Here is an 11,653-nt window from a genome sequence, read left to right on the forward strand (position 1 = left end):
CCTGTAAAAGGGCGTCCGCCTCAGGTGACGAGCGCGTACTCGTTCCCCGAGCGCGTGCGTTCGACGAGCTGCGCGTCGACGAGGTATCGCCGGAGCACCGCGACGTCGTCGTGGAACGCGGACAACCGCTCGTTGATCTCGGCTTCGTCGACCACCTCGCCCGGCTGGAGCGCTGATGCCGCGACGCGCTGCAACAGCGCCTGCCGCTCGTCCGGATTCGACGGGTACTGCACGATCCGACCGTCGACCAGGAAGCGGTCGATCCCTTCGCGCTTCGGCGGTGCGGCGGCCGCGAGGAGGTCCCGGAACGCCCTGCCCGAAGTGCGTCCGTCAACATCCAGCAGGCCCACCCGAGACAACGCCTGAACGCTCTGCTCGGCTCGCCGCACAGCACGCTGGGTGGCGCCGAGGTCGGGCTCCTGCCCGAGGACGAGTTGCGCGTACACCGTCCGGGCGTCGTCGTTCGCGAGGGCGGCGGCCACTGCACGCCAGTCCGTCGTCGTCCGTTCCTCGTCCGACATGGCCCCTCCTCCTGCGGTCTACGACATCGTCCTCAACGGTACCCGCGCCGACCGAATCAGCCGATCACCCGTCCTGTCGCTGCGAGGCCGGGACGATGACGACGCTGCAGAGGTGGGTGCCCACCACCGACCACCGGCCGGCGAAGGCCCGCGGCATGGTCGAACACTCTGTCGGGCCGGCCGGCGCGACGACCCGCGCATCGAACGACCCACGATCCGGGTGGATCACCACCTCGCACGCCGTGTAGTCGACCCATCGGCCGGTGAGCGGGTACCACGCCTTGAAGACGCTCTCCTTGACGCTCCACAACACGGCGCTCCACGCGACGGCCGGATGGCTCGAGGCGAGCCGCGTGAGCATGGACTCCTCACTCCCGCAGACGATCGTCGCCGCGACGGCGGGACGGACGGGCCGGTGCACCTCGACGTCGATCCCGATGGCACTCGCGACACCGACGCGACAGACGGCTGCGATCGTGAAACCGGGGCAGTGCGAGAGACTCCCGACGAAGCCGGTCGGCCAGACCGGTTGCCCACCCTCCCCCGTCGGGATGTCCGCGTAGCGCTGGCCGAGCGTCGCGAGTGCCGCCCTGGCGCAGTCGCGCACCGAGCGGGATTCGGTGCTCCGAAGAGCCTGAGTCGGACGGTCCCCGAACGGCCCGGGTGCGGTGCCGACGGACGCCGAGACGACGACGCCCGACGGCACCTGCATCCGGAGAGCGTCGACGACCGCGGCTGCGGATTCAGCCACCCGACCGACGCGGGGACGCCACGCGCGCCGCGGGGTGGGAGGCGGGGATGCCGACCCGGAACCAGGCGACGAGCTGCTCGTCCCGGGCGATTTGCCAGCGTTCTTCGAGCATGGCTCTGGTCTCCGGACAGTCGAGCGGCGCGCTCTGGGGATGCACGTACAGGCCGTGGCGCTGGAAGCCGAGCCAGAGCCGGGTGAGCAGTCGCCCAGCGGCGAGTTCCTGTGGAGCCTCGGTGGGACTGACCACGCCGAGGACGGTGCCGGAGCCCTGGGTCGCGGAGGCCGACATCCTCGCCAACAACCCGGGCAGCCCGACGCCGCGAAGCGCGCGGAACACCCGCGGGCTGATCAGCATCCGCAGGCCGGCTCGTTCGACCTTCGACAGCACGAGCATCGCGTCGTTGAGTCCGTCCTCGCCGTAGTCGGCGTGGCGCGGCGACAGGCGGGTCCACCGGTGGAGCTCGGCGACGATCGCCGCGTCGCCGAAGAACCACCGGTTGGCTCGGATGAGGAACGGACGGGCGTCCCGGGTCGGCATCGAGACGAGCCGGAACCCCGCACGCTCCGCCTCCGCAGCGGCCGCAGTGAGGACGTCGGGCGGAGGAGCGCCGTCCCGCCATCGCCCTCGCCAGACGCGTCGTCCACGGACGTCCGCCGAGGAGAACGTCGTCTGGTAGCCCTCCGGGTGGCGCGAGAACCGGCCGACCTCATCGGTCTCCGCGTCACCGCCGGTGGAGGCCTCGAAGCGCAGTCCGACACCGGCCGACGCCGCACAGATGAGGAGTGACTCGACGAACGCCCCGAACGACAGCATCGTGTCGCGTCCTCGCGGATCGCTCGCGCCGAGGGTGCGAGTGCGATCCCGGCGGAGGACGAGTTCGTCGCCCTGACAGTCCACGCCCCACGGCTGCGTGTTGTGGGCGTTCGCCGCACGAGCCGCCTCGGACACGAGCGCCGAGAGGTCGTCATCGGCCGACAGGCCTCTGAACCGCGCGTCCATTCAGCCCTCCGTGATCCCGATGCGACGGTGGACCGCCGCGAGCCACCGCGGCGCCCACCAGTTGTATCGTCCGGCGACGCGCATGAAGACCGGGACGAGCACGCCGCGGATCAGGATGGCGTCGATGAGGATCGCGATACCGGTACCGATGCCGAGCATCTTGATGATCGACACCCCGGAGGTCGCCATGGCGAAGAACGACACCGCGAGGATCGCCGCAGCGGCCGTGATGATCGGGCCGCTCGCACCGAGCCCGCTCCGCACCGCCTCAGCGAGATCGCCCGTGGCACGGAACCGTTCCTGGATCCGCGCGAGGAGGAACACCTCGTAGTCCATCGAGAGTCCGAAGGCGATGCAGAACAGCAGGATCGGGATCGAGATGGCGATGGGCGACGGGGTGAAGCCGAGCACGTCCGACAGATTGCCGTCCTGGAAGAGGAACACGATGACGCCCAGGATGCCGACCAGCCCGACCACGTTCAGCACCAGCGCCTTGATCGGGAGCAGCACGCTCCCCGTGAACAGGAAGAGGATGATCAGCGTCATGAGCGCGATGGCCGCGGCGGCGAACGGCAGACGCGCCGAGATGGAGTCACCGATGTCGATCATCTGCGCCGCGAGCCCACCGACCAGGACGGTAGAGCCGGCTCCAGGGTCCACCGCACGGACGTCGCGGACGAGCTCCGAGCCCTCGGGCGAGTACGGGACGACGTCGGTCGCGACCTGCAGCCAGAGCGCCGAACCGTCACGGAAGTGCTGCTCCGTCCGCGCGTCGGCCGGGACGACGAGTCGTCCGTCGACGAAGCTGCCGAGGGACGTCGTGACGGCCTCGACGTCCGCGATCGAGGAGAGTCCGGTGGCGTACTCCTCGAGCTCGCGGTCCGTCCCCGCCCAGTCCTCGGTGACGACGGAGACGGCGTCCGCCTCGGCGACGTCGAAGTCGGACCGCATGATGTCCGCCACGACACGACTCTCGGCGTCGGCGGGGAGCACTCGTTCGTCGGGTACCCCGAACTCCGCGTGCGCGAACGGCGCGGCCATGGCGATGAGCAGCGCGATCACGGGCACCGCCAACCACGGACGGCGATACGCGTGGTCGCCCACCCGGTACCAGAATCGACCCTCGGCCCCGGCCGGGCGCCGCGAGCGCAGACGGCCCCAGTCGATCCGGCGCCCTAGGAGGGTGAGGGCTGCGGGCAGCAGGACGACCGCGCCCACCACGGAGCAGGCCACGATGACGAGTCCGGCGATGGCGAACGAGCGCAGGAAGTACTGGTCGAACAGCATCAGCGTGGCGAGCGCCGCGGCGACGACGACGCCGCTGAACACGATGGTCCGGCCGGTCGTCCGCCGAGCGATCCGCAACGCCTCCTCGTCGGTGGCTCCGCCCGAGCGTTCGTCCCGATAGCGGGTGAGGAACAGCAGGCAGTAGTCGATGGCGAGTCCGAGGCCCAACGCGGTGACGAGGTTGACTGCGAACAGGGAGACCGAGGTGAGCTGCGCGACCACGTTCAGCAGGCCGAGGGAACCGAGGATCGTGACGCCCGCGACGCCGACGGGCAGCAGCGCGGCCACCACACCGCGGAACGCGAAGAACAGCAGCACGAGGGTGATCGGGATGGCGATCGTCTCCGCGACGATGATGTCCGTCTTGACCTGCGCGTTCAGGTCGTCGTTGATCCCCGCGATGCCGCCGAACCGGACCGTGGCCGACGTCACCTCGTCGGTGATCGTCCCGCGGAGCGCGGTGGTCGCGCGCTGCACGGTGTCCTCGTCTCCGGCGAGCGCCACGAGCACGACGCCGCGGTCGGTGTCGCTCCGCAGCTGCTCCGCGTCGGCGTAGGAGCCGGTGACGCTGGCGCCGTCCACGTCGTCCACAGCGCCGACGATGTCGTCGAGCGCCTCCCTGCCTGCGGCGCTGTCGAGTCCGTCGGAGACATCCACGACGAGGACGAGTTTCGGGTCGCTGCCCGGGAACCGGTCGGCGAGCACGTCCGCTGCGGCCACGGAGTCGGACTGCGGGTCGTCGAACCCTCCCGTCTTGAGGTTGTCGAGGACGTCGGCCCCCGCGATGCCCGCCACGATCGCGAACACCAGGCCGATCAGGAGCGTGATCACCGCCCGTCGTCTGGGTGTCGTTCTGGAGTGGTTCGTCATGCGGATACCTCGATGTCGTGGGTGATGCGGTTGAGTTCGGATGCCGTGATGTCCACGACCCGCTGGATCTGCTCGGCGGTGTGCTCCGCGGTGATGAAGAAGCGGAGCCGCGCCTGGTCGTCCGGCACGGCCGGGTACAGGATCGGGTTGACGCTGAAGCCGTGGTCGAAGAGCGCCGTCGCCAGGGCGAGTGCCCGTTCCGAGCTGCCGACGATGCACGGCACGACGGGCGAGTCGGCACTGTCGCCGATGTCGATGCCGGCGGCCCGGGCCGTCTCGCGGAAGCGGTCGGCGTTCTGCCGCAGGCGGCTGAGTCGCTCGGGCTCGTCGCGCATGAGCCGGAGGGCGGCGAGTGACGCAGCCGCGTTCGCCGGGGTGATGCCGACGCTGTACACGAACCCGGGCACGGAGTACTTGAGGTAGTCGACCGCGGCGGCGGTGCCACCGACGTAGCCGCCGCATCCGGCGAGCGACTTCGACATCGTGCCGCACCAGAGGTCGATGTCCGAGCGGTCGACACCGAAGTGTTCGCCGACCCCGCCCCCGTTCGCGCCGACCGTCCCGATGCTGTGCGCTTCGTCGATGAGCACCAGTGCGCCGTGCCGCCGCTTCAGCTCGATGAGCTGCGGGAGCGGTACGAGGTCGCCGTCCATGCTGTAGACGCCCTCCACGACGATGAGGACTCGGCGGAACCCGCCGCGGATCGCGCCGAGAAGGTCGTCGAGCGCGCTCAGGTCGTTGTGGGGGAAGGACCGCCGGGTGGCTCCGGAGAGTTTCGCCCCCTGGATGATGCTGTCGTGCGCGAGGCTGTCGTGGACGATGAGATCGCCCGGTTCCACCAGGTGCCCGATGACGCTCACGTTCGTCGCGTGGCCGCTCACCAGGGTGAGCGCGGACTCCACCTGGAGGAGGTCGGCGAGCTCCTGCTCGAGCTCGGCATGGATCGGGCGCTCACCGGACAGGAACCGGCTGGCGGACACCGAGCTGCCGTATCGGGCCACGGCGTCGGCGATCGTCTCGGCGACCACGGGGTGGCCGGTGACACCGAGGTAGTTGTAGCTCGAGAAGCTCACGAGCTGGGCGTCGCCGATCGTCGTCGTCGCGTCGATGATCCCCTCATGGAGCAGGAAGTAGGGATTGCGGTCCGTCTGCTGCCGGCGTTCCCGCATGGCGACCGCCTCCGGGAAGCACTCGATGCGGGCGTCGGCCTCGGTCCATCGGGTCGGGCGGTCGACCGGCGCAGGGCACGCGGCTGCCACTGGTTTCGTCTCGACCCGCGGGAGCCGGTGCTGCGGCTCCTCGGCGAACGGGTGCAGCAGGGACCCGACGCCGTCCAGCACCTGCTCCACCGTGGGCCGCCCGGCGAAGCGCTCGCCGAGCTGGGCGGGGGTCGGCAGCGATGGCCACTCCGTGTGCAGCTGGGTGATCAGCTCACGCATCATCAGCGAATCGAATCCGAGCTGCTCGACGAGGTGCATGTCCGGCCGGATCAGGTCCAGCGGGAACCCGCTGATGCGCGACACCATGCCGAGGATGACCGCGTCGGACTCCGCACGATGCGACCGGGAGGCTGCGAGACCCATCCGTGCGACCACCTCCGCCTGCGGAGAGCCGGGTTCCGTTGACAAACCGAACGGATCCGTCGACGCGGGCGCACGTCCGGCCTGCCCGGAACCCTCGATGAGGCTCAGCTGGCGGTTCATGAGGGCGAGCAGTCCGGGCAGGTGGTCGGCCTGGGCGTCGGCGGCTCGCGGCTGGATCGACGGTCCTGCCGACGGTCGTCCGGCGAGGGGGGAGGACGGCAGATCGCGGGGGTTGTGGTGCATGGAGTGGGGATCCTGTTCGACGGGGGAGGGTGGTCGGTGCGGTTCGGATGTGGGTTCTCGGGGTGTGGTCGTCGGGGCGGTTGCGTCCGGTCGGACGACCCAGTACGGCTCGGTCGGCAGCGGCGCGATCGGCAGCGCCACACCCGCGGTGTCCGGTGGCACGAGCGATGCCAGGTCGAGGTCGGCCCCCAGTACCGTCAGCCGACCGAGGAGTCGGAGGAAGGTCGACGCGTCGTCCGGCGCCGACGCGCTGCTCGGGATGACGTGCACGTCGGGCGCATCGCCCAGGGAGCGTCGGATGGACCCGAGCAGTGCCGAACCTCCACCGATCTGGACGTAGACATTGACGTCGGATGCGGACGCCGACTCGATCGCCTCGCGGAACCGCACCGTGGAGAAGACGTTCTCCTCGAGCTGACGGCCCAGCTCCTCGCTCGTCTCCACCGTGCGGCCCGTCACGGTGGAGACGAGCTGGACCTGCGGCGCGCGAGGTCGGAATCGCGACAGGTCCGCCACGAGGGCCGGCCGGATCGGCTCGAGCAGGGGCGAGTGGAACCCGGTGGCGACGCGCAGCGATTGGGTCGACACCCCGTGCTCGACGCACCGTTCCGCGACGGTGCGCAGGGCCTCGCCGGTTCCACTCACCACCGTCTGCCGGGGGTCGTTGGCGGCTGCGATCCACGCGTCGTCGATACCACTGAGGAGCGCTGCGGCCCGCTCGGCGTCGCAGCCGAGGGCCGTCATGCCGTCGCCGGATCGCGTCGCAGCCGACCGCATGTGGTGTCCGCGGACCGCGGCGAGCCGTACGGCGTCGGGCGCATCGAGCGCGCCCGCCGTCGCCATGGCGGGCAGCTCGCCGACACTGTGCCCGATGACGAGGTCGGGCTCCACGCCGATCTCGCGCAACAGCGCCACGGCGGCGATCGCCGTCACCGCGAGCGCGGGTTGGCAGACCTCGGTGGACGTGAGACGGTCGATTCCGGAGGGGGTGTCGGCATCGGCCGCGGAGAGCGCCGCGAGCACATCGACCCCGGTCTCGTCGAGCACCTGCTCGTTCAAGGTCTCGGCCGCTGTGCGGAAGGCGGGGAACCGGTCGACGAGGTCCGACTGCATCCGCGGTGTCTGGCTGCCCTGCCCGGGGAAGACGAAGGCGATCCGCCGAGCGGCCTCGTCGACACGGACACCGCTGCAGACGTCCGCGGAGATCGCCCCGGTGGCTCCGCTAGCGAGCTGCTCCACGGCGGCCGACAGCCCGGAGATCAGCTCGGCGGCGGTGCGGCACACGATCGCCAGACGGGTGCTCGCGAGCGACCGGGAGCTCAAGGTCCGTGCGAGGCCGGCGATGGACGGTGCGTCGGCGGCCTCGAGGACAGCGAGGACCGCTCGGAGGTGTTCGCCGAGCAGCGTGGGGTCGGCGGCCGAGAACACGAGCAGGTGCGGGAGCGTTTCGTCGGCCGGTCCCCCGGCGGCACGCCGACGGACTCGACCCGCTCGCGTCGGCGGGGATTCGAGCACTACGTGCGCATTGGTGCCGCCGAACCCGAACGAGCTGACGCCGATCAGCCCCAGACCGTCGTCGCCCGGTTCGGCGGTGCGGGAGGCGAGCTCCAGGCGGCCGTCGCGGAGGGCGTCGGCGTGGGCCGTCGAACGGAGCTGGGGCTGCCCGGGGACGACCCGATGCCTCGCCATGAGTGCCGCTTTGACGATGCTGGCGATCCCGGCCGCCGCCATCGTGTGTCCGACGAGCGCCTTCACCGCCGTGACCGTGGCGGTCCGGCGCGGCGATGCCCCGAGACGACGCAGCGCCGCCAGCGATTCCAGCTCGGTGCGGTCACCCACCGGGGTGGCCGTGCCGTGCGCCTCGACGACGCCCAGGTCGGCGGGGTCGGCAGCGGCGTCCTCGTAGGCCCGGCGGAGTGCTGCCAGCTGTCCGTCCGTCGTCGGCGTCATCGGTCCTTCGGCCCGGCCGTCGTTGGACACCCCGGAGCCGCGGATGACCGCGTAGACGTCGTCATGGTCGTCGATGGCGGCCTCGAGCGGTTTGACGACGATCATGCCGACACCCTCGCCCAGGAGGAATCCATCGGCATCGCCGTCGAACGGCCGGCACACCCCGCTTCGTGACAGCGCGCCGATCCGCGAGAAGGCGACCATCGCGTCCGGGACGAGGCTGAGGTTGACACCGCCGACGAGCGCCGCCGAGCACTGCCCGGACCGGATAGCGGCGATCGCCTGGTGGAGCGCGACGAGGCTGCTGGAGCACGCGGCGTCGACCGCGAAGCTCGGGCCGCCGAGGTCGAGCGTGCTGCTCACCAGCGCCGGCCCCATGTTGGGCAGGCATCCCGGCATCGAGAACGCGTGGAACGGGCGCACACCGGCGACGCGCGCGCCCATCGCCGCCGTGAGGTCGGGGCCGGCGTGTTCCGCGTGGACCGAGTCGTCGCCGAGGAGTTGCGCCCGGATGCGGAGCGAGGAGAGTTCGCGGTAATCGTTCGCAGCCATCCCGACGAAGACGCCGATGGACGACCGGTCGATGCGACGACGTTCGAACCCGGCGTCGATCCAGGCGGCTCGCGCTGCCTCGAGGAGCAGGCGATGTTGCGGGTCCATCGCGTGCGCGCGACTGGGTGGGATGCGGAAGTGCCGAGCGGCGAACTGCTCGACGCCGTCGATGAAGGACCCCTGGTCGGAGTAGGCGTGATGCACCGATCGGGGGTCGTGCGGCGCGAAGAAGGAGGCGTGATCCCATCTCGAGCGGGGGACGGCGGAGCCGCTGCGTCGGGCCGCCAGGATGTTGCGCCAGTACTGGTGGGCGTCTGCCGCGTTACCGAAGCGGGCGGACAGGCCGACGATGGCGAGTGGTCGAACGGGCACGACGAGAGAACCTCCGAGGGTGTTGATCGCGGATGGAACGAGGGGGCAGGTCGGCATGTCGACGACTCCGAGCGGAGTGGGTCGAGGTCCAGGGGCCACCTCGCGGTGAGGAGAGCCGGCCCGTGGGCACGCCACAGCTCGACTGTAGTCATCTGAAACATCAGTTCGGATGCTCGTTCGGAATCTGTGGATAACTCGCGAGGCAGCGCAACCCCCAGCCGGTGCGGAGGGTCGGCTGGAACACTGGCGATATGACGACCATCACGCTGACCAAGGGCCTCACCGCCTACCGCGCCGACCCGCCGAAGGGCGTCGAGCTCCGCGGCGGGCTCGTGCTCATCCACGAGATCTGGGGCCTCGTCCCACACATCACCGACGTCGCCGACCGGTTCGCCGCGGAGGGGTACCTCGTCATCGCACCCGACATCCTGAGTGGCGCCGGCGTCACGCCCGAGATCGGTGCGGAGCTGGAGAGCCTCGTCTTCAACAGCGACGAGGCGACGAGGACCGCGGCACAGCCGAAGCTGCGCGAGAAGCTCTCGGCCTCGAAGTCGCCCGAGTACGCCGAGGAGGCGCTCGGGTACCTGGGGGAGGCCGTCGACGCCCTGTTCGACGAGGAGGGGATCGACGGCCGCGTCGCCGTCGTCGGCTTCTGCTTCGGTGGTGGCTACAGCTTCGCGCTCGCCGCGGCCGACCGCCGCATCCGCGCCGCTGTCCCGTTCTACGGCTACCCGCCGGAGCCCGAGGCCGTGACGAGCATCGCCTGCCCCGTCCTCGCGTTCTACGGCGACCAGGACGAGGGCCTCATGCAGAGCCTGCCCGAGCTGACCACGACGATGGAGGACGCGCGTGTCGAGTTCACCGCGACCGTCTACCCCGACGCCGGTCACGCCTTCTTCAACGACACCAACACGATCACGTACCGCGAGGACGCGGCCGCCGACGCCTGGGTGAAGACACTCGCGTTCCTCGACACCTCACTCGGCAACGCCTAGCCCGAGCCATCCGTGTCCGTTCGCCCGTTTCTGGGCGAAGAAACGCCCGCTCGCCCAAACATGGGCGAGCGGGCGTTCGGGTGAAACGACGGAGGCCTACGCGCCCTTGAGGCGGGTGGCGAGGTAGGCGTACAGCTCGTCGATGGCGACGCGCTCCTGCTGCATGCTGTCGCGGTCGCGGACCGTCACGGCGTTGTCCTCGAGCGAGTCGAAGTCGACGGTCACGCAGTACGGAGTACCGATCTCGTCCTGACGACGGTAGCGGCGGCCGATCGCGCCCGAGTCGTCGAAGTCGATGTTCCACGAGCCGCGCAGCTCGTCGCCGATCTGGCGGGCGAGCGGCGACAGCGCCTCGTTGCGCGACAGCGGCAGCACGGCGACCTTGACGGGCGCGAGACGCGGGTCGAGGTGCAGCACGGTGCGCTTCTCGATCTTGCCCTTGGCGTTCGGCGGCAGCTCCTGCTCCTCGTACGCGTCGACGAGGAAGGCCATGAGCGCACGGGTCAGACCGAACGACGGCTCGATGACGTACGGCATGTACCGCTCGTTCTTGGCCTGATCGAAGTAGCTGAGGTCCTTGCCGGACTGCTCGGCGTGCACCTTGAGGTCGTAGTCGGTGCGGTTCGCGACGCCCATGAGCTCGCCCCACTCGCTTCCGGCGAAGCCGAACTTGTACTCGATGTCGACGGTGCGCTTCGAGTAGTGCGCCAGCTTCTCCTGCGGGTGCTCGAACCAACGGATGTTGTCGGGCGTCATGCCGAGGTCGATGAACCAGGCCCAGCAGAGGTCCATCCAGGTCTGCTGCCACTCGTCGTCCGTGCCGGGCTCGACGAAGAATTCGATCTCCATCTGCTCGAACTCGCGGGTGCGGAAGATGAAGTTACCGGGCGTGATCTCGTTGCGGAACGCCTTGCCGATCTGGCCGATGCCGAACGGCGGCTTCTTGCGGGCCGTCTGCAGCACGTTCGCGAAGTTCGTGAAGATGCCCTGGGCGGTCTCGGGACGCAGGTAGTGGAGACCGGACTCGTCGTCGACGACGCCGAGGAAGGTCTTCAGGAGGCCGGACATCTGACGGATCTCGGTCCACTGGCCGACCTTCGAGGGGTGCTCGGGGTCGGGGATGTCGGCGAGGCCGTTCTCCGGCGGGTGGCCGTGCTCGGCCTCGTACGCCTCGAAGAGGTGGTCGGCCCGGTACCGCTTGTGGGTGATGAGCGATTCGGTCAGCGGGTCGCTGAAGACCTTGACGTGACCGGACGCCTCCCAGACCGGGGTGGGCAGGATGACGGCGGAGTCGAGACCGACCATGTCGCCACGGCCGCGGACGAACGCGTTCCACCACTGGCGCTTGATGTTCTCCTTGAGCTCGACACCCAGGGGCCCGTAATCCCACGCAGACCGCGTGCCGCCGTAGATGTCTCCCGAGGGGAAGACGAAGCCGCGGTGCTGGGCCAGGGTGATGACGGACTCGAGATGGGACTGCTCTGCCATGGGTGTGGATCCTCCGTGCCGCTTGCCATGCGGCGGTACCT

7 protein-coding genes are annotated in these 11,653 nt (G+C 70.1%); 1 reads left to right on the forward strand and 6 read right to left on the reverse strand.

Features of this window, described 5'->3' with window-relative positions; translation table 11 throughout:
- Positions 1-20 precede the first annotated feature (20 nt).
- From ACQ3HE_RS10745 to ACQ3HE_RS10765, 5 genes are all read right to left on the reverse strand, one after another.
- Positions 21-521 carry a DUF2087 domain-containing protein gene (locus tag ACQ3HE_RS10745; protein ID WP_430892707.1) on the reverse strand — a complete coding sequence of 167 codons (501 nt, stop codon included), beginning with the start codon at positions 519-521 and terminating at the stop codon, positions 21-23.
- A 64-nt stretch (positions 522-585) separates the two neighbouring features.
- Positions 586-1,272 (reverse strand): 4'-phosphopantetheinyl transferase family protein, encoded by a 687-nt coding sequence (locus tag ACQ3HE_RS10750; RefSeq protein WP_430892709.1) that lies wholly within the window; start codon positions 1,270-1,272, stop codon positions 586-588.
- Entirely contained in the window at positions 1,265-2,272 is a 1,008-nt protein-coding gene (locus tag ACQ3HE_RS10755; protein WP_430892711.1) for a nitroreductase family protein, read from the reverse strand. The genes ACQ3HE_RS10750 and ACQ3HE_RS10755 overlap by 8 nt, the downstream gene beginning before the upstream one ends.
- The gene (locus ACQ3HE_RS10760; protein WP_430892713.1) at positions 2,273-4,429 is read right to left on the reverse strand and encodes an MMPL family transporter; all 2,157 of its coding nucleotides are present in this window, start codon (positions 4,427-4,429) and stop codon (positions 2,273-2,275) included.
- Entirely contained in the window at positions 4,426-9,129 is a 4,704-nt protein-coding gene (locus ACQ3HE_RS10765; protein ID WP_430892715.1) for a type I polyketide synthase, read from the reverse strand. Before ACQ3HE_RS10765 ends, ACQ3HE_RS10760 begins: the two co-directional genes overlap by 4 nt.
- Before the next feature lie 251 nt (positions 9,130-9,380).
- Here ACQ3HE_RS10765 and ACQ3HE_RS10770 point away from each other — a divergent pair, with 251 nt between their 5' ends.
- Positions 9,381-10,124 carry a dienelactone hydrolase family protein gene (locus ACQ3HE_RS10770; RefSeq protein ID WP_430892717.1) on the forward strand — a complete coding sequence of 248 codons (744 nt, stop codon included), beginning with the start codon at positions 9,381-9,383 and terminating at the stop codon, positions 10,122-10,124.
- Between the two features lie 96 nt (positions 10,125-10,220).
- On the opposite strand, the gene ACQ3HE_RS10775 is transcribed toward ACQ3HE_RS10770, so the two are convergent.
- Positions 10,221-11,612, reverse strand: coding sequence for a glycine--tRNA ligase (locus ACQ3HE_RS10775; protein WP_064295424.1), 1,392 nt, complete (start codon positions 11,610-11,612; stop codon positions 10,221-10,223).
- Positions 11,613-11,653: the final 41 nt, after the last annotated feature.

This window comes from Plantibacter auratus (assembly GCF_050587365.1).
In the GTDB taxonomy this organism is placed as follows: domain Bacteria; phylum Actinomycetota; class Actinomycetes; order Actinomycetales; family Microbacteriaceae; genus Plantibacter; species Plantibacter auratus.

Excerpts from the sequence above, each read along its gene's own strand:
- ACQ3HE_RS10770 (WP_430892717.1), top strand. The coding sequence starts at position 9,381 with ATGACGACCATCACGCTGACCAAGGGCCTCACCGCCTACCGCGCCGAC.
- ACQ3HE_RS10745 (WP_430892707.1), bottom strand. The coding sequence starts at position 521 with ATGTCGGACGAGGAACGGACGACGACGGACTGGCGTGCAGTGGCCGCC.
- ACQ3HE_RS10760 (WP_430892713.1), bottom strand. The coding sequence starts at position 4,429 with ATGACGAACCACTCCAGAACGACACCCAGACGACGGGCGGTGATCACG.
- ACQ3HE_RS10755 (WP_430892711.1), bottom strand. The coding sequence starts at position 2,272 with ATGGACGCGCGGTTCAGAGGCCTGTCGGCCGATGACGACCTCTCGGCG.
- ACQ3HE_RS10775 (WP_064295424.1), bottom strand. The coding sequence starts at position 11,612 with ATGGCAGAGCAGTCCCATCTCGAGTCCGTCATCACCCTGGCCCAGCAC.